This is a genomic window from Flavobacterium sp. (genome assembly GCF_031381455.1).
In the GTDB taxonomy this organism is placed as follows: Bacteria; Bacteroidota; Bacteroidia; order Flavobacteriales; family Flavobacteriaceae; genus Flavobacterium.
The window spans coordinates 1-26,451 of sequence record NZ_JANMXZ010000004.1; the positions used below are offsets into that span (position 1 = coordinate 1).

Sequence of the window (26,451 nt, forward strand, 5' to 3'; positions counted from 1 at the left end):
TTCGGAAACCAATTTCACATTAATTCGTGCTTCGCGATTGGCATTTTTTAAATCAAAAATCAATTGTGATAAATCTTCTATCGAATAAATGTCGTGATGTGGCGGCGGAGAAATCAGTCCAACATAAGGCGTTGAATTTCGGGTTTCTGCAATCCACGGCACAACTTTTTCGCCAGGCAATTGTCCGCCTTCTCCGGGCTTTGCACCTTGAGCCATTTTGATTTGAATTTCTTTGGCGTTGGTCAAATAATTGATTGAAACGCCAAATCTTCCCGATGCTACTTGTTTGATAGCACTATTTCTGGAATCTCCGTTAGTGTCTTTTTGGAACCGTTTTGCATCTTCACCACCTTCACCTGAGTTGCTTTTTCCCCCAATTCGGTTCATGGCAATGGCCAAATTTTCATGTGCTTCCTGACTGATAGAGCCATAAGACATGGCGCCGGTTTTGAATTTTTTTACGATTTCTGTCCAAGGTTCAACTTCATCAATCGAAATTGGATCGTAATTGTTAAATTCAAATAAACCACGAATCGTCATGAGGTTTTCACTTTGTTCATTAACCATTTTGGAATATTCGGTATAGCTTTCCGGACTGTTTAATCTAACGGCTTGCTGGAGTTTTGCAATGGTTGTTGGATTGAACATGTGCTTTTCACCAGTTCTTCTCCATCTGTAAATGCCTCCTATTTCGAGTGGCAATAAATTGGATATTTCAGAATTTGGAAATGCTTTTTTGTATCTTTCTTTGACTTCTTTTTCAACTTCCATCAAACCAATTCCTTCAATTCGTGAAGGCGTATTTGGGAAATATTTTGAAGTGAACTTTTTATTTAATCCCAGGATTTCAAAAATTTGAGCCGCTCTGTAGGAATGCAAGGTCGAAATTCCAATTTTATTCATGATTTTTAGAATTCCTTTGGCAATCGCTTTATTGTAATTTTTAATGGCGTAGTCTGCTTTTACATTGGTAATGAAACCTTGATTTACTTGTTCATGAATAATTTCGTTTACCATATATGGATTGATAGCACTGGCGCCATAACCAAATAATAGCGCAAAATGATGTGGTTCTCTTGGTTCTGCAGATTCAATTAAAATTCCAAATTTAGAGCGTACTTTCAGAATATTTAGAGAATGATGAATATAAGAACAAGCCAAAAGCATCGGAATTGGCGCCATTTTTTCGCTTACATTTCTATCCGAAAGAATTACAATATTGCATCCTTCTGAAACCGCTTTGAAAGTGGCTTGTACACATTTTTCTAGACCGCGTTCCAAACCATTGACACCTTTTTCAATTTCATACAAAGTTGAAATAGTTACTGATTTGAAATCGACATGATTGATGTTTCTAATTTTATCCAAATCTTCATTGGAAATAACGGGATTTTGGATTTTTAGTTTTTTGCAATGCTTGGGTTCAATATCAAATATGTTGAAATCGCCACCAATAGCCAGACTAATATCAGTAATAATTTCCTCCCTAATTCCGTCTAATGGTGGATTGGTAACCTGTGCAAATTGCTGTTTGAAGTAGTTGTATAATAATTGAGGTTGATCTGATAAAACGGCAAGCGGCGTGTCATTTCCCATTGAGCTAATGGCTTCAGCACCACTTTCTCCCATTGGATTTATAATGGTTTTTAAATCTTCAATGGTGTATCCAAACAAGCGTTGTCGGGTTTCGAAAGCTACCGTTTCAACCGGAATTGGATTGTTAGTGTAGGGTATTTTAGCCAGTTGTAACAGATTCTCGTTTAACCATTTTTTGTATGGACGTTTGGTAACTATGGCTTTTTTTATTTCTTCGTCTTCAATAATTCGTCCTTTGTTCATGTCTACCAGGAACATTTTTCCAGGTTCTAATCTTCCGTGTTGTACAACGTCTTCCGGTTTGATATCGAGTACACCAATTTCTGATGACATAATTACAAAACCACTTTTGGTTACCGTATATCGTGATGGACGCAAACCATTTCTGTCGAGTAAAGCACCAATTACATTTCCATCGGTAAACGGAATGGATGCTGGTCCGTCCCATGGTTCCATGATACACGAATTGTATTCATAGAATGCTTTTTTGTCTTCTGACATGGTTTGGTGTTTTTCCCAAGCTTCGGGCACAACCATCATCATGACTTCGGGCAAAGAGCGATCGGTCATCAGCAATAATTCGATAACCATATCCATCGAAGCGGAATCTGATTTTCCTTCTAAAATTATTGGGAATAATTTCTTTATGTCTTCTCCAAAAACATCACTTTTCATTAATTCTTCGCGGGCACGCATGCGGCTAATATTTCCACGAAGCGTATTGATTTCTCCGTTGTGGCACATGTAGCGAAACGGTTGCGCCAATTCCCATGAAGGAAACGTATTGGTTGAAAACCGTTGATGCACTAAGGCAAGTCGGGTAACCAAGTCGTCATCAGCCAAATCAGTGTAATAGCGACTAATGTCTTCTGGCATTAAAAGCCCTTTGTAGATTATGGTTGTAGTAGAAAAACTGGTAAAATAGAAGCGATGGCTTTCTGAAATTTTGGAATTTATAATGACGTGTTCAGCAATTTTTCTGGCTGCAAATAGTTTGGCATTGAATTGTTGCTCGGTGAGGTCTAAGTCATTTTTACTCACAAATACCTGCTTGATAGTTGGTTCTTTTTCTGCGGCTATTTGGCCAAGATTGGAAACATCTACAGGAACATCACGCCAACCAATAATTTTTAGGTTTTGTTCGTTAATGGCATCTTCAAATGTTGTTTTACAGAAAGCAACCTGATTGACACTTTTAGGTAAAAAAACCATTCCGACCGCGTATTGTCTTGGTTCCGGAATTTCAAATGGACATACTTTTTTAAAGAAATCATGTGGAATATCAAACAGAATTCCGGCACCATCACCAGTTCTACCATCTGCACTTACGGCACCGCGATGTTCTAATTTTATTAAAATATCGAGTGCTTTGTGAATTATATCATTGGTTTTTATTCCGTTTAAATTGCAAATAAATCCTGCGCCACAATTGTCATGCTCAAATTCGGGCAAGTAAAGGCCTTGTTCTTCGACTTTCATTATTGATAAATTTTTACTAATTTATCAAAATGATTAAATATAAAACAACAAATAGAAAGAAAGTGTTAACTTTTATCAAAACAATAATAAAATAGTTGTAGAATTATCAATTATCTATTTTTTGATAGTTATTTTACTATTTACACAAAATAGGATAAAGGAAATTACTTAATAAACTAAAGTTGTGTTGTTTGTTTTACACCTGACAGGTTTTAGAAACCTGTTAGGTTTAGCATTAATATAACTTAAGAAATTTATCCGGTTTTGCTTCGTGCATAATGGCATAAACTTTTTCAAAGACATCTTCTGCCGATGGTTTTGAGAAATAATCTCCATCAGTTCCGTATGCCGGACGATGTTCTTTTGAAGTCAGCGTTTGTGGTTGGCTATCCAAATATTGGTAACCATTATGTTCGTCTATAATTTGCTGCAAAATATAAGCAGATGCGCCACCAGGAACATCTTCATCAATTACTAACAAGCGGTTTGTTTTCATAACTGATTTTACACAATCTTTTTTGATGTCAAATGGCAACAGCGATTGTGCATCGATAATTTCTACATCAATACCAACTTCAAGTAATTCTTTTGCTGCTTGTTCTATAATTCTAAGTGTTGAACCGTAAGAAACAATGGTAATATCATTCCCGGTTTTGATGGTTTCTACCACTCCGATTGGTGTTTTGAAATCCCCTAAATTGGTTGGCATTTTTTCTTTTAAACGATAACCGTTCAAACATTCTATCACTAAAGCCGGCTCATCCGTTTCTAACAAAGTATTATAAAAACCAGCTGCTTTAGTCATGTTTCTAGGCACCAAAACGTGAATACCGCGAATCGCATTGATAATCATTCCCATTGGTGAACCCGAATGCCAAATTCCTTCCAAACGATGTCCACGAGTTCTGATAATTAAAGGCGCTTTTTGTCTGCCTCGTGTTCTGTATTGTAGTGTTGCCAAATCATCACTCATGATTTGAATGGCATATAATAAATAATCTAAATATTGAATTTCGGCAATTGGGCGTAAACCACGCATTGCCATTCCGATTCCTTGTCCGAGAATAGTAGCTTCACGAATACCAACATCGGCCACACGAAGTTCTCCATATTTTTCCTGCATGCCTTCCAATCCTTGGTTAACATCACCAATGTTTCCGGCATCTTCACCAAAAATCAACAATTCAGGGTATTTATTGAATAGTGCGTCAAAGTTATCACGCAATAATAAACGCGCATCTACTTCCTCAGCAGCATCGTCATAATTCGCAGGTACTTCTGTGCCAGCATCGCTGAATACATTTATATCTGATTGAGAAAATAAATGTGAGCTGAATTTGGGTCGGATTTTGTTGATGTAATTTGTTATCCAAGTTGCTAATTCCGGTCTACCATTTTCATTAACAAGCAATCGCAAAACTTTACGGGCAACCGTTAAAATTTCTTTACGGATAGGTTCTTTTATAGATGCTAAATCAACGGCTTGTCTTTCGATAAAAACTTTATTAGCACTTGAAATTGCTATGCTTTTTAATAACGAAATTAATTCCAGTTGTTCTTCTTTCATCGGGGAAATAAAAGCTGCCCATGCCATTTTTTTACCTTCTATAACTTCTTTTTTTGAGTTGGTTTGAATCGCATCTAATTCTTCGGCTGTAGCCAAATCATTTTGAAGTAACCAAGTTCTCATTTGAGTCACGCAATCCAACTCGGTTTCCAAAGATAAACGGTCAGCGTCTTTATAACGTTCGTGTGAACCCGAAGTCGAATGTCCTTGTGGTTGTGTCAATTCCTGTACGTGAATTAAAACCGGAACATGTTCTTCACGGGCAATTTCGGCTGCTTTTTCGTAAGTTGCTACTAAAGAAGGATAATCCCAACCTTTGACAGTTAAAATTTCGTAACCTTTATTATTCTCATCACGCTGAAAACCTTTTAGAATTTCAGAAATACTTTCTTTAGTAGTTTGATGTTTGGCATGTACCGAAATTCCGTATTCGTCATCCCAAACACTGATTACCATTGGAACTTGTAAAACGCCAGCTGCATTGATGGTTTCAAAAAAAGGCCCTTCCGAAGAGGAAGCATTACCAATGGTTCCCCAAGCAACTTCATTTCCGTTGTTTGAGAAATTGGTAAAGTTTTCTAATCCGCGAACGTTTCTATATATTTTTGATGCTTGTGCTAATCCCAATAATCTTGGCATTTGAGCAGCAGTTGGAGAAATATCAGCGCTTGAATTTTTTTGTTGGGTTAGGTTTTTCCAATTACCGTTTTCATCGATTGAATGTGTGGTAAAATGGCCGCCCATTTGTCTTCCGGCACTCATTGGATCATGCTCTAAATCGGAATGACCATATAAACCGGCAAAAAATTGTTGAATAGATAAGGCACCAATTGCCATCATAAAAGTCTGGTCACGATAATAACCAGAGCGGAAATCACCGTTTTGAAATGCCTTTGCCATAGCTAATTGTGGCACTTCTTTTCCGTCACCGAAGATTCCGAACTTTGCTTTTCCGGTTAGTACTTCCTTTCGACCTAAAAGACTACATTCTCTACTTATTGTGGCAATTTTATAATCATTTAAAACTTCCTGTTTGAAGTCTTCAAATGTAATTTCAGTTTTGGATGTAGTTTCAGACATAGAAGGAAAATATTTCGTGACGAAACAAATTTAAATAAAAAGAAGTAATAAATTTATATTATGACTCGAAAATATAATTTAATTATCTGTAATTTAAATGTTCTAAAAAGAAGTTTAGATGAAAAATATTTAATAAAAAATCAAATATTTATACAAATGTTCAATATATGTACAACTTAACTTGTTTTTAAAACCATTTTCTAGTGAAAAGATTGATGAGTGTTTCCGGTCGGAATGTTATGATAAATCGAACTTTTTCTCCATAGTTTTTGTCTCCAATTTCCCAGCCATTATTAGAATAAATAGGAAAAAATAACTCAAAATAATCGGTAACTAGGTTCAATCGAATTCCACTATCGTATACAAATTTTGGGTTGACGTCTTTGTTTTTTATAAAACCAACATCGGCATATCCTTCAATCCAACTCCATATACTATAATTCGCATTAAGAGTTGTCATCCAACGATTCGCGGTTCTCGTTTCCAGTTTTGACTTAAAAAAACCATCGGCAACAATAGATTGCTGACTAAACAATCCGGTAGTTTCAGAACGACCTAAATATTCGCTTTCAAAAAGATAATCGGATGGTCTGTCTAAACCAAAATCAAAATAGTTTGAAGTAGTTTTATTATGCAAAAAGGTTCCGGCAAACAAGCGAAGATTCAGCGAACGGTTGTTGTCAAAAAGCTTTCTATATTGTATTTCAGCAGCCAGTTTCCCATAGACATTCGAATATTGAAAATCACCTAAAAACGAAAAATGCTTAGTTACTTCGGTCTTAGTATCGATATATTTAGCATTAAAAATTTGATAGTTTTCGCTGTTTTCACTTACTGTAAAAGCTGTCTTTTGTTTGTCTACAATGATTTCTTTTATGACAATAGTCTGTTTTCGGTTGTCTCTAAAATCATCTGGTCTGAAATTAAGGAAAACAGTTGGTGCTAATTTTTTATAATAAGCATCAGGTGCATAATGCAGGTAATGTCCACTCATCATATAACGGATATGATACAAATTACTGTCGCGATTGAATTGGTTTAGATAGACAAATCCTTTTCCCGAAAAACTCTTTGTTTTGGTTGAAATCGTTGGATTGACATCAAAAATGAAAGGTTTGTCTAAAATGGTTTTGTTGTGAAAACGAAATCCGGGAAGCAAACCATCATATAAATTGTATTCCAAAGTTGGAACATATAAAATTTGGTTGTAATACGGATCTTCCAAATCCTTCATAAAATTGAATTTTATCGGGCGATTGTTAAGACGTAATCCGTGTAATGAATGCCAATTGTTTCTAAGATTAAACTCAGGAACCTCATTTTTGTAATTGATAACAATTTTATCAGCATCATTTCTTGGAATAGTATAAACACTGTCAGAAGCAACGTTATCGAACCATTTTTTATAGACTATATTTTTATCTTTTATGCCATAAACCGAGATAGGAACATTGGTTTCAGTTTTGTTTTTTAATGAAAAACTAACGCTGTCTTTGGTTCGGGTAACCTTGTCAAATTTAAAATCAATAATGTCTCGGGAATCGATTATTTTATCAAAAAACCAAGTAATGTTTTTACTAGTGCCTGAGGTTAAGATGTTCTCAAAATCCTTTCGTTGCGTTTGCTGCGTAGTATTTAAAACAAGAAATTGTTTGATGCTGTTTGGAACTACATCGTTTTGAAGATAACTGTCTAAATACCTAAAACTTAATCCAGCTCTGTATTTTGAGGCAATTTTTTCGTTGAATTTGATTAGTGTATTTTTTGGATTTGACAATGGCTGATCTAGGTTTTTACGTGCCATCAGCATATATAAATAGCTATATTGGCCATTAAAATTAAGGCTTACCAGATTATACCCTTTCAATAATTTTAATTTGGCAACACTTCCCATCATTTTGCTATCAGGATGATATTCTTCTATATATTTCATCATGATATAGACCTGAATTCCGTCATAAATCCAGTTATCTTTTCGTGGATCAAGCTGTAAAGTGTTGTGCAAATAATTGTTCAGATAGGTTTTTAAAAACTTAATTTCATATAAAAATTCATCTGGAAATGGGCTGATAAAAAAAGGCAATTGATTTAATCCGTAAAAAGGATTTCTATCATAATCAGCTTGAGCAACAGTTACTTTTGATTGTTGAAATTTTCCTAGATTTTCTGAAACATAATTCACAATTCTATCAATTACTATGGCTCTTTGAATATCGTTTAACCTATCATCTTTTAAATTAGAAACAACTTCAAAAGTGCCGTTTTTAAAGATTTCAAAATCTTTTTTCTCATCCACAAACAGATTGAAATCAAGACGATTTTCACCCTTCAGTTGGTAGCTGTTTAAACCGTTTACAGTTTCTTTTTGTACTTCATTCAAATCTGAAAACAAATCAAAATTTTGTGAAACTTTGACAACAATATCATAGTCAGAAAGCGCGTTGGCACAATCGTCTAAATTTAAATTGTCATATCTGGCAAACCCTTTATTTTCGTATCGCGCCGGAATAAGAAAGCAGTTTTTAAGGTACATTTTACCGTTTTCGCTATAGCCATATTTTGTAAATTTATCGCTTGGAATTTTCACAGTATAACTAAGCATAAAGATTGCTTTTTTATTGGGTAGCAACTTTTCTTTAAGTCGAATTTGAATAACATCGGGATAGTTTTTATCTCTTTCCCAGGTCAACAAAGTTTGGCTTCCATCAGTAATAGTAATAACACTAGTTCTACCTCTTTCTTTTTCTTTGGCCAAATGAAAACTTCTTCCAAACTCATCTGAAAATCGTGCTGCCAATGGAGTATTCTTTGACGAATAGCCATTCATCCAATCGTTCAAAACGATATTGGTCAATGTGTCATTGGTTTGATTGAAGAATGTCAATTCCTGATTAACTGTCAATTCCTTCTTTTCGTTGTCAACTTCCACAATCATTTTGGAATGATGTTGCGCTAAAATGGTCTGACTAATGAGCAATATAATGATTAGAGATTTTTTCAATTTTGGAATTTATGTTGGATGAAATCGTTTAAAATAATGGTTGTAAAAAGCGTTGCTCCTTTGATATTCATATGACCGCATGAAGAAAAATAGTTGTCGTCAGTCACTTTGTCTTCATAGTTATATACTTCGGGATAAACTGACTTTATACTATTAAAATAATTTTGGCTGTCTGAACCTTGGCACATTGGCGTGGCAATAGCTATTAAATGAATATTATTTTTTTTGCAAATGACTTTTATTTCTTCGTAGGCACTATTTCGTTTCGGACTGTAATCTGTAAGGTCATAACTCATATTTTTCCCCTTACTTTTCAAGGCATAATAGCCAAAATTATCCAACGAATTTGATTTTTCGTGAACCAATGTAAAGAACATTTCCCTAAAACCAATTTTGGCATCGTTCTCAATATACCTATAAAACGGGATATAAAACAATTTATTATAATCTGGAATCTTTTGATAATGCTGCTGAATGGTTTTCGAAGAATGCAGATAAGGCATGTACATCGCGCGAACGCCGACGGAATACGCATTGCTGTTGAGATTCAAATCGACATCTAAAATGATGTTTTTGATTTTAAAATCTCGTTCCAACATTAGTTTCAAAAGCAAAGTTGTTTCGTCTAATTTGGAGCCGCTCATTCCTAAATTAAACGCTTTGATGCCTTTGTCGTTGAAGACTTTAGCAACCATATGATTTTGTGTACGCGATGAACCCATAAAAAGCACGTCAAAGTTTTTATCTTTTGAAGTAATGATGTGCTGAATCTTGTTTCGTTGCGTCGATTTAAGAAAAACTGTTGTATAGGCAATGTCCAACAACACTGCTGAAAGCACTGTGAGGATTAGAAGTTTACCAATATAAACAACAAACTTTTTCATTAGAATTGAAAATAAATAAAGTTTTTATAATCGGTGAATATGCCTAAAGCGATGATGGCTATGATGCTCAAACTCACTTTCAGCCAACTGAATTTTCCCGAAAGCGGTTCTATTTTATAACGATTATTCCATTCGATCATGACGAATAAAAGTATCATAATTAGAATTTCATAATTGTACCGTTTGATGCTTAAATATTGCGGAGCAAAATGCCTATCGGTTACCATTCGTTTGATATACAAAATTGCGTCGGTAATTGTTTTGGCTCTAAAAAAGATCCAAGCCAAACAGGTGATTGTAAATGTTATTAGAATGTTGAACAGAATTCGTAATGAACTCAAATTGAAAGAAAGTGTAAAGGCCTCAATATTGTTTCTATTTCGGTTTAAAACCAACAGCGGAATAAAATACATAGCGTTGATAAATCCCCAAGCGATATAGGTAAAGTTGGCACCATGCCAAAAACCACTGATTAAGAAGATGACAAACACATTTCGGATTTGAAATAGTTTTGAACCTCTGCTTCCGCCCAATGGTATATAAATATAATCTCTAAACCAAGTGGTAAGTGAGATGTGCCATTTGCGCCAAAACTCAGCAATATCTCTAGAAAAATAAGGATAATCGAAGTTTTTCAATAAATCGATTCCAAACAGTTTTGAAGTTCCTAAAGCAATATCGGAGTACCCGGAAAAGTCGCCATAGATTTGGAAAGCAAAATATACTGCTCCCAGAATTAATGACAAGGAGTTCATAGAATTGTAGTTCTCAAAAACGGCATTGGCATACATCGAACACGTATCAGCAATAACCACTTTCTTGACCAAACCCCAAATGATTTGGTAGATTCCCTCTTTGGCTTTTTCGAAATTGAATTCTCTTTTTACTTTTAATTGCGGCAATAGATGCGTAGCTCTTTCAATTGGTCCGGCAACTAATAAAGGAAAATAGCTCACAAATAATGAATAATCAACAAAATTGTGTTCGGCTTTAATTCGTTTAAAATAAATATCGATGATGTATGATAAACCGTGAAAAGTGTAAAATGAAATTCCAACAGGAAGTATTAGTTTTAGTAAATAGGGATTCAAATGCAAGCCGAAACTGTTTGTTAAATCGGTAAACGAACTAACAAAAAAATCATAGTATTTAAAAATTCCAAGAAAACTTAGATTAAGAATAACGGTCGACCAAAGCCAAATTTTTCGGGAAGTAGTAGAAACACTATTTTCAATTTTAATCGCTGCAAAATAAACTACTACCGTTGAAAAAAGTAACAGAAATAAAAATCTCCAATCCCAACAGGAATAAAAATAATAACTCGCTAGTATAAGAATATAGTTCTGGGAAGTCTTTGATTTATTTGGCATGAACCAATACAACAGAAAAACTATTGGTAGGAAAATGGCAAAATGTAGCGAGTTGAAAAACATCTTTATAAAAAGTTAAACCACAAATTGCACAAATTAGCACAAATTAATTTGTGGAAATTTGTGTAATTTGTGGCAAAATAAACATTAGAAGTTTGGACTCAAATTATATTTTTTGTAGAAATTATCCAAAGCCTCAACAACTTCATCTTCGGTATCCACAATTTTAATCAAGTTTAAATCATCCGGATTGGCATTGTGTTCTTTCTCAATCATCACCGTTTTTATCCACTCAAATAATCCTGCCCAATATTCTGAACCAACCAATATGATTGGGAATTTTCCAATTTTTTTGGTTTGGATAAGTGTTACAGCTTCAAATAATTCGTCCAAAGTTCCGAAACCGCCGGGCATTACAACAAAACCTTGTGAGTATTTGACAAACATCACTTTTCGGACAAAGAAATAGTCAAAATTTAGGTTTTTATCTTTATCGATATACGGATTGTAATGTTGCTCAAAAGGCAGTTCAATGTTCAAACCAACTGATGTTCCTTCGCCATTATGAGCGCCTTTGTTTCCGGCTTCCATAATTCCGGGACCACCTCCAGTGATAACGCCATAACCGGCTTTACTGATTTTATACGCAATTTTCTCGGCTAACAAATAGTATTTGGTATCGGGTTTTGTTCGTGCAGAACCAAAAATAGAAACGCAAGGTCCAATTCGTGCCATGCTTTCGTAACCATTCACAAACTCGGACATGATTTTAAAAATCGCCCATGAGTCGTTAGTTCTTATTTCGTTCCATGGTTTTTGTTTTAATTTATCATGGATTTTATCATCTTCATTTTGAAAATCTTGTCTCATTTTATTCTAATTTTATTCTGATTTTTTATTAGGAGCTGTTTCCGGCTTTCCATTTCAATCTTTTTTAAATTGCTACGGGTTAACCCCGTGGCAATTTAAAAAAGGATTTTCATTGCAATCCGGGCTAAAAAATAGCGTGCTAATTTAGTTCTTTTTTCAAAAACGGTGCAGTATAGCTTTTTTTGTTTTTCGCAATTTCTTCCGGTGTTCCTTTGGCAACCACTTCGCCACCGGCTTTTCCGCCTTCCGGACCAATATCGATAATGTAATCTGCTAATTTAATCACATCCATATTGTGTTCGATTATCAAAACGGAATTGCCTTTGTCAACCAATTTATTAATCACATCCATCAGCACACGAATATCTTCAAAATGCAAACCGGTTGTAGGTTCATCCATAATGTAGAAGGTGTTTCCGGTATCTTTTTTTGATAATTCTGTTGCCAATTTGATACGTTGTGCTTCACCACCCGAAAGTGTGGTGCTTTGTTGTCCCAAAGTGATGTAACCCAAACCTACATCTTGTATGGTTTTAACTTTACGATAGATTTTTGGGATGTTTTCAAAAAACGGAACCGCTTCATCCACAGTCATATTCAATACATCCGAAATAGATTTTCCTTTGTATCTAATTTCCAGAGTTTCTCTGTTGAAACGCTTGCCCTGACAGGTTTCGCATTCCACATAAACATCTGGAAGGAAACTCATTTCAATCGTTCGAACTCCCGAACCTTCACAGGTTTCGCATCTTCCGCCCGAAACATTGAAACTAAAACGACCCGCTTTATAACCGCGAATCATGGCTTCAGGTGTCATGGTGTACAAGCTTCTGATTTCCGAAAAAACATCGGTATATGTCGCCGGATTGGAACGTGGTGTTCTGCCAATCGGACTTTGGTCGATGTCGATTACTTTATCTATATGTTCTAAACCTTCAATCTTTTTATACGGTTGCGGTTTTTTGACACCGTTAAAATAATACGCATTCAGAATTGGATACAGCGTTTCATTTATCAAAGTCGATTTCCCGCTTCCTGAAACTCCGGTTACGCAAATCAGTTTTCCTAAGGGTAATTCGATGGAAACATTTTTTAGGTTATTTCCTGTTGCTCCAGTCAATTTTAAGAATTTTCCATTGCCTTCGCGACGTTTTTTCGGAACCTCAATTTTCTTTTCACCATTCAGATACATGGCTGTCATGGTGTGTTCTTTCAATAATTCTTTTGGAGTTCCTTTACTGATGATTTCTCCACCAAATTTTCCGGCTTTTGGTCCGATGTCAATCACATAATCGGCACGTTCTATCATGTCTTTGTCATGTTCTACAACAATGATAGAATTTCCAATGTCGCGTAATTGTTCTAACGAATGAATCAGTTTTTCATTGTCTCTTTGGTGCAAACCAATACTAGGTTCATCCAAAATATAAAGCACGCCAACCAATTGGGAACCAATTTGTGTAGCCAAACGAATACGTTGTGCTTCACCACCGGAAAGTGATTTGGAACTGCGATTTATCGATAAATAATTCAAACCAACATTCACCAAAAAACGCAAACGGTCTTTGATTTCTTTGACGATTTCCGTTGCGATGATTTTTTGTTTTTCATTCAAATGAATGTCCAAACCCTCAAACCAAGTTGATAATTCTGAAATATCCATAGTCGATAAATCGAAAATGTTTTTCTCGTGAATTCGGAAATACATCGCTTCTTTTTTCAAACGTGAGCCTTCACATTCCGGACATTTTACTTCGTCCATAAATTCTTTTGCCCAACGTTTTATGGAAGTCGATTGACTTTCGTCGTATTGGTTTTTGATGAAATGCGATATGCCTTCAAACTCAATTTTGTATTCTTTAGTAATACCTAATGTTTTCGATTCTACCAAGAATTTTTCTTTTCCGCCGTGCAAAATAACTTCCATGGCTTCATCCGAAATTTTCTCTATTGCGTCAGTTAAAGTGAATTCGAATTTTTCGCCAATGATTTCCAATTGCCTGAACATCCACGAACTTTTATATTCACCAAGCGGAGCAAAGCCACCATTTTTGATAGACAATTTTGGATTTGGAATTATCTTTTTCAGATTGATTTCGTGCACAGTTCCTAATCCTTTACATACTTCGCAGGCACCTTTCGGCGAGTTGAATGAAAACAAATTCGGTTCCGGATTTTGATAGGATATTCCAGATGTTGGACACATTAAATTTCTACTGAAATAACGCACTTCATTCGTATCCTGATCCAAAATCATCAATACATTTTCGCCATGATACATCGCGGTTTTGATGCTTTCAGTCAAGCGTTTTTCATTCTCTTCAGTGTTCTCAATTACCATTCTGTCGATGACAATTTCGATGTCGTGAGTTTTATAACGGTCGAGTTTCATTCCCGGAAGCAAATCCTGAACTTCACCATTGACGCGTACTTTTACAAAACCTTGTTTGGTAATCTGCTGGAACAATTCGGCGTAGTGACCTTTTCGGGCACGTATAATTGGCGCCAAAATATTGATACGTTTTCCTGTAAAATTTTTGATAATCAATTCTTTGATTTGATCATCCGAATAGGAAACCATTTTTTCGCCAGTCACATAACTATAGGCTTCTCCGGCACGAGCATACAACAAACGCAGGAAATCATAAATTTCGGTAATGGTTCCAACAGTCGAACGTGGACTTTTACTGGTTGTTTTTTGTTCGATGGCAATTACCGGAGAAAGTCCGTCAATTTTATCTACATCAGGACGTTCTAATCCGCCAAGGAATTGACGTGCATAGGCCGAAAATGTTTCAATATAACGACGCTGCCCTTCAGCATAAATGGTGTCAAATGCTAAAGACGATTTTCCCGAACCCGAAAGTCCGGTTATAACCACCAGTTTTTCTCTGGGAATCGAGATGTCTATATTCTTCAGATTGTGCACACGGGCACCAAGAACTTCAATCGTATTTTCAGTATCTAGCATAGCATTTTTTGCAAAACGCAAAGGTAGTGTTTTGAAAGGAATTTTTAGGTAGACAGTTGAGAAGTTATTGTTAAAAGAATCTAATATATAACCGTTGGGTATAGTTGTTTTTTATACTTTATTTATTGCAATTTGTCACACTGAGCTTGTCGAAGTGCCTCTTTTTTTGGTCTTCGACAAGCTCAGACTGACATTTATGTTCTAATTGAATTTTGATTTAACTTCAAAAGTTAATTATTTGACACAATTTATTAATTGCAAACCAATACACTAATCAATAATCATTTCTTTTAAGTGCTGGCGATAATTTTCTAAAACATCAATTTTAGAAAGAAAGCCAAAGTATTTTCCTTTTTGAATTACAGGCAGAATGGAAGCATTGGTAGTTTCAAATTGTTTCATAACTTTTTCTACTTTGTCTTCCAATAAAATAATGGCTTTAGGCTGGCTAATGATTTCGCTCATAGAAGAAAACTTCACATGATAAGGATTAAAAATAAAGGATTTGACTTCATCAAAAGCAACAATTCCGACCAGTGATTTTTCTTCATTAAGAATTGGAATAATTTTTTGGTCGGTTGTGGAGAAAATTTCCACCACACTTTCAACAGAATTTTCCAGTGTTAGGGTTTTGAAGTTTTTCTGAACGAGATTATAAAGGTCAATGCTTTGCAAAATATTTTTGTCTTTATCACTGGTAAAAACATCGCCTTTGTCAGCCAATGCTTTTACATCCATCGAATGCTTTTCAAATTGTTTAGAAACGGCATAACTTATGGAAGAAACGATCATCAACGGCACCATCAAATCATAACCGCCGGTGATTTCACCAATAAGGAAAATAGCCGTTAAAGGCGCATGAAACAAACCACTCAGAATTCCGGCCATGCCAACTATGGTAAAATTGGCGATTGGTAAATGATGTGTGAAGTTAAGAAGATTCACTGTTTTGGAAACAAAAAAACCAAGATACGAACCCACAAAAAGTGAAGGCGCAAAATTTCCTCCGTTTCCACCGCTGCCCAAAGTTAATCCGGTGGCAAAAGCTTTTAGCATCATGGTTACGCCAACAAACGCCAATAAAATCCATTCGCTGCTTTTGAATGGTTCGAGTATGGTGTTGTCCAATAAAATGTTTGGGTTTTTTGAGGCCAATGTTTTTATGCTTTCATAACCTTCACCAAATAATGTTGGAAAAAAGAAAATCAAAACCGCTAAAATAGTAGCGCCAAACAAAGCTCTGCGATAGCCTTTGTTTTTAAAAGTGCCAAAAAACTTTTCAACTTTCTGGAAATTACGGGCGTGATAAATGGAAGCAAAGCCTGCTAAAACTCCCAAAAGAATATAAAAGGGCGTGTTGTGGTAATCAAATTTTAATGTCTGTTCAAAATTCAGAATTGTATCCGGACTCAACGTAACTTTAGACATCAGAGCACCTGTGGCCGCAGAAATAATAATGGGAATAAAAGCTGAAATCGAAACATCGGTCAAAACTACTTCAATGGCGAATAAAACTCCGGCGATGGGCGCGTTAAAAGCTGCTCCAATTCCCGCTGCGACACCACAAGCTAAAAGAAGAATTCGGTCTTTTTGTGACAAATGATATTTCTGCGCAAAGTTGGAACCAAAAGCTGCGCCTGTAATTACAATTGGACTTTCCAATCCTGCGGAACCACCAAGCCCAACAGTTAAGGAACTCGTTACGATTTGGGCATACATTTGTTTTTTGGGAACGATACCGCCTTTTCGGGCGACAGCGTAAAGTATTTTGGAACTACCTTTTTCTATGTGATTGTTCAAAAAATTCCGAACCACAAAAACGGTTAATACAATCCCGATTACGGGCAGCAAACTATTGATATACGGAAGTTTTAAAAATCCGTTGATGTCATTAGCCCAAAGGAAAATATTATGGGCAAAACTTTTAAGAATAATTACGGCTAACGAACATGTAATCGCCACAAGCACACTGGCTACATAAATAAAATTTCGCTCGCTTAGTTTGTCTTTCAAAAGGTAAATTAAATTCTCAGCTCTTCTGAAAACACTTCTGAATATAATTTTAAAAAAGGAAGTTTTACTCTTTGGCATTTATTCAAATCTTTGGAATGCTAAAATACTTCTTAAAAGCAGTATTTCACAACATTAATTTTTTAAATAAGTTAAATTTAAAATCCCGCCGCTTTATCATCGCCACGAAAATCAGCTCCACCTTCTAGTTTTCCGTCGGGTTGGATTAAGATGGCATCTACTTTTCCTAAAACAGGAGCGAATTTTTCATTGATGCTATATCCTTTAGACATAAGATTTTGCAAGGTGATTTTATCAAATTTATTGGGTTCCACCATGATGTAATCAGGCAGCCATTGGTTGTGAAATCTTGGAGCATCAACGGCTTGCTGCATGGTCATTTTAAATTCATAGACATTCAAAATCGTCTGCAAAACCGAAGTTATAATGGTGGAACCGCCAGGTGAACCTAGCAACATTAAAAGTTTGTCGTTTTTCTCAACGATGGTTGGTGTCATCGAACTCAGCATTCTCTTTTTTGGCGCGATGCTGTTGGCTTCAGCTCCAACCAAACCGTAAAGATTTGGAACGCCGGGTTTTGCTGAAAAATCATCCATCTGGTCGTTTAAAAAGAAACCCAATTCGTCGCAATACAATTTGGAACCATAAGCATCATTTAGGGTTGTTGTAACTGCAACGGCATTGCCTTCGGTATCAACAATAGAGTAATGTGTGGTTTCCGTACTTTCATAAACGGAAACATTTCCGTGACTTACATCTGCAGAAGAAGTTGCTTTTTCAAAGGAAAAACTCCTCATTCGGTCTTTCAGATAGGTTTCATTTAATAATTGCTTTTGCGGAATTTTGACAAAATCAGGATCGCCAAGAAAATAGTTTCTGTCGGCATAGGCTCTGCGTTCTGCTTCAACCAAAAGCTGAATGTATTGCGGTGAATTATAACCTAATTTCGAAACATCATACGGTTCGATCATCTTCATGATTTGTGCCAAAGTAATTCCACCGCTTGATGGTGGTGCCATCGAAATAATAGTTAATTCTTTGTATTTAAAACGTATCGGTTTGCGCCAAACGACTTTGTAATCGGCTAAATCTTTCCTTGTGATAATGCCGCCTTTTTGTTTCATAAATGCCACTAACTTTTTTGCCGTATTTCCTTTATAGAACTCGTCTTTTCCGTTTTTCAGAATTTCTTTCAGCGTATTAGCTAAAGCTAAATATTTGATAGTGTCACCAACTTGAAATGTTTTATTGTATAAGGTTTTATCTCCGCTAATTTTTACGATGACAGCACGATATTCATCTAGTTTTGATTTTTCTTTTTCGGTTACAATTATTCCTTTTTCTGCCAAATCAATTGAAGGCTGGAATACATCTTTTAACGGAAGTTTGCCAAACTTTTTATGAACTTCAAAAATTCCCGCAACGCTTCCCGGAATACCAACAGATAAAGCGCCATTGGTACTCAGCTTTGGAATCACATTTCCGGCTTTATCTTGATACATGTTTTTGCTGGCTTTCTGTGGTGCTTTTTCGCGAAAGTCTAACGAACCAGCATCACCATTTGCTTTTCGGTACACCATAAATCCACCACCGGAAATATTTCCAGCATAAGGATAAGCCACGGCTAAAGCTAGTTGAGTTGCTATCATAGCATCAAACGCATTGCCTCCTTTTTTGATAATGTCAACGCCAATTTTGGAAGCTTCTTCTCGTGCCGAAACGACCATCGCTTTTTCGGTTACGAGTCCTTTCTGTTGGGAATAAATCGAAAAGGGAATTAGAAAAAAGAGAAAGAAATACTTTTTACTTATAATTTTAAAATTGTTTTTTTGGAATTCGTGAATCTTCGATTTCATAAAAAATAATTAGTCATTCAGTTCTTTTATTTTTTCTGCACAATGCTGACGCAATTCTTCAAAAAACAGCTTGAATTCTGTTTCAAACTCGGTGTAGAATTGTTGGAGTTCCACAATAGATTCGTGCATATCCACACGGTTTTTGGTGCGATGATCCATATGAAACATTATCATTTGCAAACCTTTAATTGTTGAATAACTCACTAACCAATTTCGGGCAATCATATAAGGCATCATTCCTTTTACTCTTTCGGTGAGTATATCGTAATTTTCTTTAAGTAAAAGATAGAAGTTTTCGGCATAATCATGAAGGTTCTCACTAGAATAATTTTTCCAATTTTTGGCTAAAAAATGGTCATAAAAAATATCCATAATAACACCCGAATAATGACCGTATTTTTCATGTAAACGATGCTTGCTTTGCCTATAAATGGGATGCATATCGGTAAAACTATCTATCGAACGATGTAGCAGAATTCCCTTTTGAATTTCCATTGGATAAACATCATAACTATGTCCGCGAATACTATCCGCCATAAAGTTCCCGATTTTTAACAAATCGTTGTCGCCGGAAAGATATATGTGCGCTAGAAAGTTCATTTATTTAGAGTGTCTAAGTGCCTGAGTTACTAAGTAACTGAGTTTGTTTTCGTAAATATAGAAAAAACTTAGCAACTCGGCCACTCAGCCACTCAGTAACTTTTGTCAAAAACTTAGCTACTCAGCTACTCAGCTACTCAGTAACTTTTTTATATTTGTACTCCTAAACAAAACACAAAATGACTTTAATAAAATCTATATCAGGAATTCGCGGTACCATTGGCGGCAAAGTAGGTGATAATTTAACGCCGGTTGATGCGGTGAAATTTGCTTCTGCTTATGGAACTTTTTTAAAAAACAATAGCAATGACAATAGAAAATTAAAAGTTGTAATTGGTCGTGATGCCCGTATTTCGGGACCGATGATTCATAATTTGGTGATGAATACGTTGCTTGGATTAGGCATTGATGTTATCGATTTGGGATTGTCAACGACACCAACGGTTGAGATTGCTGTTCCGATGGAAGGAGCTGATGGTGGAATTATTCTAACAGCATCGCATAATCCAAAACAATGGAATGCCTTGAAATTATTAAATGCCAAAGGCGAATTTTTAAGCGGAAAAGAGGGCGAATTGATTTTAGAAATAGCCGAATCGGAAGCTTTTGATTTTTCGGATGTGGATTCTTTGGGAGAAATTACGGTGAATGATGCCTATATGGATATTCACATTGATGTCGTTTTGGATTTGCCGTTGGTGGATGCCGAAGCTGTTGCTAAAAGAAAATTCAAGGTGGTTGTTGATGGTGTGAATTCTTCGGGTGGCATTATTATTCCGAAGTTGTTAGAGCAAATGGGCGTGGAGTGCGTAAAATTATACTGCGAACCAAACGGGCATTTTCCGCATAATCCTGAACCTTTGAAGGAGCATTTGGGAGACATTTGTAAATTGGTCGTAGAAGAAAAAGCTGATTTCGGAATTGTAGTTGACCCAGATGTAGATCGTTTGGCTTTCATTTCTAACGATGGCGAAATGTTTGGCGAAGAATACACTTTAGTGGCTTGCGCCGATTATGTATTGAGTAAAACTCCGGGAAATACGGTTTCGAATATGTCGTCTTCTCGTGCTTTGAGAGACATTACCAACAAACACAATGGAAGTTATCAGGCAAGTGCCGTTGGTGAAGTGAATGTAGTTGAGTTGATGAAAAAAACCAATGCCATAATTGGTGGCGAAGGAAACGGCGGAATCATTTATCCGGAATCGCATTACGGAAGAGATAGTATAGTTGGAGTAGCTTTGTTCTTAACTTATTTGGCAAACCAAGACAAAACCGTTGCCGAATTGAGAGCATCGTATCCGCAATATTATATGAGCAAAAACAAAATAGAACTAACACCGCAAATTGATGTGGATGCAATTTTGGTTGCTATGACAGAGAAATATAAAAATGAAGAAATCAATACGATTGACGGCGTAAAAATAGACTTTGCCGAAAATTGGGTTCATTTAAGAAAATCGAATACTGAACCTATTATCAGAATTTATACGGAAGCACAAACGCAGCAGTTAGCAGATGATTTGGCTGTTCGAATTATCGACGAGATAAAAGCAGTGGCTGGGATTTAATATAGTATCGAAACAAGCTTTAGAAATGAAACCATCAAAAATCAATTTTGGTGGTTTTTTTGTGTAAATTTGGTTGATTATTGTTTTGAATCGAATAACTAATCCAGATAACTTTTAAAATTAGAAATCATGAAAAGACAAATTATTTTTACGCTATCGTTTATTGCTTTTGGGTTTGCTACCAATCAAATGTTTGCACAGGAAATCGCTGCCGTTGCCAAAACTGCGGGTTATGATCTTAAAAAAAATGTAAAATGCAGAGTGGCCGCTACAGCTGATGGGAGTTCGATTGTTTTTGAAAGCAGTGTTGCAGCACCAAAAGAAACCTCCAGTGGAATGGCTACAGGAAGAAGGCAATATTCACCTATCCGTATAATAAAAGAATACAGAGTTAGTGCGACAGATAATTCCGTTCAGCAAGTTAAAAGTCCAAGAGATATGGCTACCGGGCAAGCTTCCGGAAGAGCATCACAAAAAATAGAAGAGGTTGTAGAAGCAAGTGATGCTGCCTCAACTGGTTTGGGTGTGGGTAAAGTAAATGTTCAGGATATTAATTTTGTGGTTTCAAATAAAGACATTAAAAGAGAATTAGCGGTGACGAATGGCGAATGTGATTTGCCAAATGATTTGCCCGATGGAACCTATACGATGACTGCTTCCTGGAGTTGGGGAATGTCGCAATCGCAAGGAACTAATACAGGAGGAATGTCTGCTGGCAGAAGTGCTACTAAAAGTGGCTCGGTAGACTTCCTGATAGAAATCAAAGGCGGAAGTTATATGGCGATTAACGAAAAAGGATTACCAGGCGAAAAAGGTCCTAAAAAAAGTAACAAGTAAAATGAAAACCCTTTCCAATTGGAAAGGGTTTTGTCTTTATTTCTTATTCATTTCCATATAATCGAAAACTAAATTGCAGGTTGCTTTTAGTCCGGTTTTAAACGCATTATCATCTATTATAAAGGAAGGCGTATGATGTGGACCGGAAGCTTTAACATCGGCTCCTTTTGGCAAGCCACCAATAAAAAAGTACATACCAGGTACTTTCTGTTGGAAGAAAGAGAAATCTTCAGCACCAGTAATGGCTGGCACTAAATTTACATTTTCTTTGCCCGCAGCTTTTTGTAGTGATGGCAGCATAGCAGCTGTTAGTTTTTCGTTATTGAATGTAACCGGATAGTAGTGGTCATATGGTAATATTACTTCTGCAGTTGCTCCGGCAGCTTCTGCAGTTTTTTCAGCGATTTGTCTGATTCGTGCATAGATAAGTTTTTCATCATCGTCAGTAAAAGTTCTTACGGTACCTAACATTTCAACATTTTCAGAAATGATATTATCCCGATTTCCACCATGAATAGAAGCAATAGTAACCACAGCAGGATTTTGTGTGATATTGACATTACGGCTAACAATAGTTTGCAGATTATTGATGATTTGCGCCGACACAACAATTGGATCAACGGAAAACCAAGGATAGGCACCATGTGATGGTTTTCCATTTACGGTTATTTTGACTGTGCCAACAGCTGCCATGAAACCACCGGGACGATAATTAATTTTACCCACTTCTGTTTGGGCAGACATATGCAACCCGAAAATCACATCCACTTTGGGGTTTTCGAGTACACCTTCTTTTATCATAAGCGCTGCGCCTCCTTCTTCTCCTGGAAGCACACCTTCTTCGGCTGGCTGAAAGATAAATTTCACAGTGCCTTTCAAGTCTTTTTTCATACCCGAAAGAATCTCGGCAACTCCCATTAATATAGCTACGTGTGCATCATGTCCGCAGGCATGCATTACGGAAGTTTCTTTTCCGTTGTACATGGTTTTTACTTTGGAACAATAAGGCAAATTGTTTTTTTCTTCAACCGGCAACGCGTCCATATCGGCACGAAGTGCTACAACTGGACCAGGTTTGTCTCCTTTTAAGATTCCGACAACACCTGTGATTCCAACTCCGGTTTTTACTTCAATGCCTAGTGATTGCAAGTGTTTAGCAATTAAAGCAGCAGTGCGTAATTCGCGGTTTCCCAGTTCCGGATGTTCATGAATATCGTGTCGCCAAGCAATAACTTTGGATTCTATTTTGTCGGCAGCGGTGTTAATGGCATTTGTGTAATTGGCTTTTTGAGCATTTATATTGGATACAGACAAAAGAGCAATATAGAAAAATGAAAGTAAAAAAAGTCGTTTGGTTTTCATGGTTGTAAAGTTTTGTAGGCTAATATATTAAAAAAAAAGGCATTCCTTTCGAAATGCCTTTGTGGAACTTGTTTGTTATTCTTATTTCTGTGGAGCTTCATCAAAATTTACCATCCAATGAATGCCAAATTTGTCAACGAACATTCCGAAATATGCACCCCAAAAAGTATCACACATTGGCATAAAAGGATTTCCACCTGCCGACAATCCATTGAATAATCTATCGGATTCTGCACGGCTTTCAGTATTAATAGAAATAGAAACATTCGCTCCAATAACTACATCACCACTTTGTGAATGACTGTCGCTTCCCATTAAAATGGTATTCCCAATTGGCAAAGAAACGTGCATAATTCTATTGGCATCTTCTGCCGATGGCGGAGGACAATTTGGATCATCTGATGGTGGCATGTCGCTGAATTTTCCAATATAGGGAAACTCACCACCAAAAACTGATTTGTAAAATAGGAATGCTTCTTCGCAATTTCCGTTAAAAATTAGGTAAGGATTAATTGATGCCATTTTTTTAAGTTTATGAGTTTATAAAGTTTAAAAGGTTTATCTGCTAATTGTTTTCAAGGTATTTTTTAAAGTTGTCTAATATTGCCTGCCATCCGCCTCTTTGTAGTTCGATGGAATGAACGTTTTCGGGTTCAAAGTTTTCGGTTAGGATTACATTTCCATCTAAAACATCAAACTTTACAGTTACTTTTCTTCCGTCAGCAATGGTGTAAACGAATTTTTTCATTGGAGCAACTTCAGTATATGTTCCCATAAAATCAAAACTCATCGCGCCATCTTTGGAAGCCATAGTTGCCGTAAATGTACCGCCAACTTTTAAATCATTTTCTGATTTTGGGCAATGCCAATCGTCTGAAGCATTGTTCCAATTGACGATATGTTTTGGTTGTGTAAAATAATCCCAAACTTTTTCAAGGTTTTCTTTTGTAGAAATTCTAACTGTAATGGATTTGGTCTCGCTTTCTGCGATTTCTTTAAGTTTCTGCAAAGCTTTTGGGAAAGTTTCACTGAAATAATTGGCAAATTTTTCTACCACATCTATTGTTACAGTAACTGTTGTAATTCCATTATTTTCACTTAAATCATAACGCTCTTCTGAACCAGACCACGATTCTGTTTCTTTCGTAATCGGAAGTTCCTTAAAATCCTTTATCTCGGTCATGTGCTTAAAGGACATGATGTTAAAAGGTTCTTTGATATTGATTTTGGAACTCATTCCACCGCCACCACCTGATCCTAAGAAATAAATCTTGCTTCCTTCATTCCAGTCAGAAATTGCATGCGAACCTTCTGAAAAAGCGCTTGTCCAGTTTTCGTAGTTTTCTTCGTCCCAAAGCGAATACCATACTTTTTCTTTGGGAGCATTGATGTCAATTGAAAAGGTTATCTTTTTCATGATTATTGCTTTTTACTGATAACTGTTACTGCCAACTGAATACTATTCCAGCATTCGTTCACGAATATATTTCACTGGCGAACTTCCAAAGCTTAGGAATTTCTCATGAAAATCTTTAAGGCTGTATTTATTGCCCATTTTCTTTTTATAATCATCTCTCAACTGCTGAATTGCCGTTGCACCACTAAAATAAGAACAAAGCTGTACTTGTGAAACCGTAGCTCTGTGGTATTTCTCTTCAACTTGTTGATAGGTTTGAAAACACTCTTTTGATAATAGTTTTACGATGTCTTCTTTTGGTTTGTTCAGACATTGAATATCGTAATCAATAATCACATTTGCCAACTCACGAAGTTTCCATATACCCAATGCCAATTCAATTTCAGGTTCGTGATTTCCCCAACCGTTTTCTACCATCATGCCTTCAGTATACACTGCCCAGCCTTCAATCATGGCACCATTTTGGAATACGGAACGCAATACAACCGGTGATTTTTTGTTGTTGTAAATCCCTTGAACGCAATGTCCGGGAACGGCTTCGTGGATGGATAATATCTGCGAAGAATAGGTATTGGTTTCGCGCAAAGCACTTTCGGCTTTAGCTGGCGAATATTGGGTTACGTCATCAATGTTGTAATAGGTTGTTCCCTTTTTTTGATAGGGCGGAATAAATTCAGCGCTTGCCAGTGCAAATCCTCTTGCATATTCCGGCATGTAGCGAACCACAATTGGAGTAGAAGCAGTATCAAAATCGAACAGCTTTTTTTCGATAATGAATTTTTTCAAATCGGTTACTTGTTTTTTTAGCGTTGGATAAAAATTAGCCGGTGTAGCGTGATTGTTCTGCATTTTGCTCAATACCATTCGGATTACTTCTAAGCTGTCTTTTGGTTTGGCTTGTGTTGGATAGTATTTTTTCCAAACTTTAGCTGCTGTAACATACATTTTGTTGTGCCACATTTTCTTATCGGCTACAGCCTTGTCATAAATCTGTTCCGGAGTAAAATTGGTGGCTAAGTCGTATTTAAATTTTTCGGCAAATAGTTTTTTACCAATTCTATAATCTTTGAATTTGAAATTTTTATCAGCATCAATTTTTTGCAAACCAGTTACATAATCATTCATTGCTGTAGTTGCTTTGGTGATGTTTTTTTGCAACGCTTCTTTCTCAGCTGAACTCAAATGTGAAGCTGCAATCGAATCGGTAAGTGATTTTCCAAACAATTGGATTCCGCCTTTGTTTTGATTGATAGCCATTTCCAGATGCTCTTTGGTTGGTTGTTTCAAATTCTCCAATGCCGCTTTGTAGTAGGCATCCGAATTCTCCAAATATTTAGTTAGGATTTTCAAACGTTCATCCAAAGGCGCATAAGGTTGATTGATGATGTAGTCACAAGAGCCACTAATATTATAAACAGAAGCATCCCATTCTTGTTGTTTAAAAACGGTAGTATACCAAATATCGCTTTCCAATTGGTTTTTTATGATGTTGGAACTTATCTTGTTGTTGTCGCTTAATTTGTCATAATCCAAAGCGTCTAAATCGGCTAACCATTTTTTAGAAAAAGCAACATTATCTGCAAAAGTTGCGGCGTTTGGAACAACTAATTTATCATAATATTTTCCATAACCCTGAGCTATAGAGCCTGAAGGATATTGTTTCCAGTAAGCGTCTAGAAATTTGGTTTCAAAAGACGCGAAGTTGGCGTCAGTGTTGTCGTTGTTTTCTTTTTGATCAGATTTACAACTAACGAATGTGATGGTTAACAAAACAAAAAGTGCAGCAAAGGATTTTTTCATGAGATTGATTTTGATTAATTTTGGATTACGAATTTACGAAAAAAATCTGTTGCTTTTATTGGTCTTAAATTTAGTTTAAAACTATTCACTTTCAAATTTTAAAAAGATTTTACCGCAAATTCGCAAATTATTTATTCTTGGAATTTAATTTGCGAATTT

General features: G+C 36.1%; 16 protein-coding genes. 2 read left to right on the forward strand and 14 right to left on the reverse strand.

The features are described from left to right. The 10 genes from gltB to RMN97_RS00955 all read right to left on the reverse strand — a co-directional run. Positions 1 to 3,075: glutamate synthase large subunit (gene gltB / locus RMN97_RS00910; RefSeq protein WP_309612641.1), on the reverse strand; the 3,075-nt coding region annotated here is incomplete at its 3' end. A 235-nt stretch (positions 3,076 to 3,310) separates the two neighbouring features. Then, a complete protein-coding gene (locus RMN97_RS00915) occupies positions 3,311 to 5,722 on the reverse strand; it encodes a thiamine pyrophosphate-dependent enzyme (protein WP_309612642.1) in 2,412 nt (803 codons plus the stop codon). A gap of 187 nt (positions 5,723 to 5,909) precedes the next feature. Then, on the reverse strand, positions 5,910 to 8,723 hold the full coding sequence (locus RMN97_RS00920) for an aminopeptidase (RefSeq protein ID WP_309612643.1): 2,814 nt from the start codon (positions 8,721 to 8,723) through the stop codon (positions 5,910 to 5,912). Then, positions 8,720 to 9,607, reverse strand: a complete 888-nt coding sequence (locus RMN97_RS00925; protein ID WP_309612644.1) for a hypothetical protein — start codon at positions 9,605 to 9,607, stop codon at positions 8,720 to 8,722. Before RMN97_RS00925 ends, RMN97_RS00920 begins: the two co-directional genes overlap by 4 nt. Next, positions 9,607 to 11,040, reverse strand: coding sequence for an MBOAT family O-acyltransferase (locus RMN97_RS00930; RefSeq protein WP_309612645.1), 1,434 nt, complete (start codon positions 11,038 to 11,040; stop codon positions 9,607 to 9,609). Before RMN97_RS00930 ends, RMN97_RS00925 begins: the two co-directional genes overlap by 1 nt. Positions 11,041 to 11,124: 84 nt before the next feature. Continuing rightward, entirely contained in the window at positions 11,125 to 11,847 is a 723-nt protein-coding gene (locus RMN97_RS00935; RefSeq protein WP_309612646.1) for a TIGR00730 family Rossman fold protein, read from the reverse strand. Positions 11,848 to 11,986: 139 nt separating this feature from the next. Beyond that, on the reverse strand, positions 11,987 to 14,818 hold the full coding sequence (gene uvrA, locus RMN97_RS00940) for an excinuclease ABC subunit UvrA (RefSeq protein ID WP_309612647.1): 2,832 nt from the start codon (positions 14,816 to 14,818) through the stop codon (positions 11,987 to 11,989). 270 nt (positions 14,819 to 15,088) lie between these two features. Next, on the reverse strand, positions 15,089 to 16,909 hold the full coding sequence (locus tag RMN97_RS00945) for a chloride channel protein (protein WP_309612648.1): 1,821 nt from the start codon (positions 16,907 to 16,909) through the stop codon (positions 15,089 to 15,091). Positions 16,910 to 16,986: 77 nt separating this feature from the next. Further along, on the reverse strand, positions 16,987 to 18,705 hold the full coding sequence (ggt, locus tag RMN97_RS00950; RefSeq protein WP_309612649.1) for a gamma-glutamyltransferase: 1,719 nt from the start codon (positions 18,703 to 18,705) through the stop codon (positions 16,987 to 16,989). A 9-nt stretch (positions 18,706 to 18,714) separates the two neighbouring features. Next, complete coding sequence (locus RMN97_RS00955; RefSeq protein ID WP_309612650.1) at positions 18,715 to 19,305, reverse strand: acyl carrier protein phosphodiesterase; 591 nt, start codon at positions 19,303 to 19,305, stop codon at positions 18,715 to 18,717. Between the two features lie 179 nt (positions 19,306 to 19,484). On the opposite strand from RMN97_RS00955, the gene glmM reads away from it, so the two are divergent. After that, the gene (glmM, locus tag RMN97_RS00960) at positions 19,485 to 20,876 is read left to right on the forward strand and encodes a phosphoglucosamine mutase (RefSeq protein WP_309612651.1); all 1,392 of its coding nucleotides are present in this window, start codon (positions 19,485 to 19,487) and stop codon (positions 20,874 to 20,876) included. Positions 20,877 to 21,005: 129 nt separating this feature from the next. Continuing rightward, positions 21,006 to 21,713 carry a hypothetical protein gene (locus tag RMN97_RS00965; RefSeq protein WP_309612652.1) on the forward strand — a complete coding sequence of 236 codons (708 nt, stop codon included), beginning with the start codon at positions 21,006 to 21,008 and terminating at the stop codon, positions 21,711 to 21,713. Between the two features lie 36 nt (positions 21,714 to 21,749). Here the strand turns inward: RMN97_RS00965 and RMN97_RS00970 are convergent, their stop codons facing one another. The 4 genes from RMN97_RS00970 to RMN97_RS00985 all read right to left on the reverse strand — a co-directional run bounded on the left by RMN97_RS00970 (position 21,750) and on the right by RMN97_RS00985 (position 26,292). After that, a complete protein-coding gene (locus RMN97_RS00970) occupies positions 21,750 to 23,075 on the reverse strand; it encodes an amidohydrolase (protein WP_309612653.1) in 1,326 nt (441 codons plus the stop codon). Between the two features lie 81 nt (positions 23,076 to 23,156). Continuing rightward, entirely contained in the window at positions 23,157 to 23,597 is a 441-nt protein-coding gene (locus tag RMN97_RS00975; protein ID WP_309612654.1) for a VOC family protein, read from the reverse strand. Between the two features lie 43 nt (positions 23,598 to 23,640). After that, the gene (locus tag RMN97_RS00980) at positions 23,641 to 24,492 is read right to left on the reverse strand and encodes an SRPBCC domain-containing protein (RefSeq protein WP_309612655.1); all 852 of its coding nucleotides are present in this window, start codon (positions 24,490 to 24,492) and stop codon (positions 23,641 to 23,643) included. 42 nt (positions 24,493 to 24,534) lie between these two features. After that, the gene (locus tag RMN97_RS00985; RefSeq protein WP_309612656.1) at positions 24,535 to 26,292 is read right to left on the reverse strand and encodes a DUF885 domain-containing protein; all 1,758 of its coding nucleotides are present in this window, start codon (positions 26,290 to 26,292) and stop codon (positions 24,535 to 24,537) included. Between the last annotated feature and the right edge of the window lie 159 nt (positions 26,293 to 26,451).

Bases quoted from the DNA above. Each gene is read 5' to 3' on its own strand.
- RMN97_RS00915 (WP_309612642.1), bottom strand. From the start codon at position 5,722: ATGTCTGAAACTACATCCAAAACTGAAATTACATTTGAAGACTTCAAA.
- RMN97_RS00925 (WP_309612644.1), bottom strand. From the start codon at position 9,607: ATGAAAAAGTTTGTTGTTTATATTGGTAAACTTCTAATCCTCACAGTG.
- RMN97_RS00930 (WP_309612645.1), bottom strand. From the start codon at position 11,040: ATGTTTTTCAACTCGCTACATTTTGCCATTTTCCTACCAATAGTTTTT.
- RMN97_RS00935 (WP_309612646.1), bottom strand. From the start codon at position 11,847: ATGAGACAAGATTTTCAAAATGAAGATGATAAAATCCATGATAAATTA.
- uvrA (WP_309612647.1), bottom strand. From the start codon at position 14,818: ATGCTAGATACTGAAAATACGATTGAAGTTCTTGGTGCCCGTGTGCAC.
- RMN97_RS00945 (WP_309612648.1), bottom strand. From the start codon at position 16,909: ATGCCAAAGAGTAAAACTTCCTTTTTTAAAATTATATTCAGAAGTGTT.
- ggt (WP_309612649.1), bottom strand. From the start codon at position 18,705: ATGAAATCGAAGATTCACGAATTCCAAAAAAACAATTTTAAAATTATA.
- RMN97_RS00955 (WP_309612650.1), bottom strand. From the start codon at position 19,305: ATGAACTTTCTAGCGCACATATATCTTTCCGGCGACAACGATTTGTTA.
- glmM (WP_309612651.1), top strand. From the start codon at position 19,485: ATGACTTTAATAAAATCTATATCAGGAATTCGCGGTACCATTGGCGGC.
- RMN97_RS00965 (WP_309612652.1), top strand. From the start codon at position 21,006: ATGAAAAGACAAATTATTTTTACGCTATCGTTTATTGCTTTTGGGTTT.
- RMN97_RS00970 (WP_309612653.1), bottom strand. From the start codon at position 23,075: ATGAAAACCAAACGACTTTTTTTACTTTCATTTTTCTATATTGCTCTT.
- RMN97_RS00975 (WP_309612654.1), bottom strand. From the start codon at position 23,597: ATGGCATCAATTAATCCTTACCTAATTTTTAACGGAAATTGCGAAGAA.
- RMN97_RS00980 (WP_309612655.1), bottom strand. From the start codon at position 24,492: ATGAAAAAGATAACCTTTTCAATTGACATCAATGCTCCCAAAGAAAAA.
- RMN97_RS00985 (WP_309612656.1), bottom strand. From the start codon at position 26,292: ATGAAAAAATCCTTTGCTGCACTTTTTGTTTTGTTAACCATCACATTC.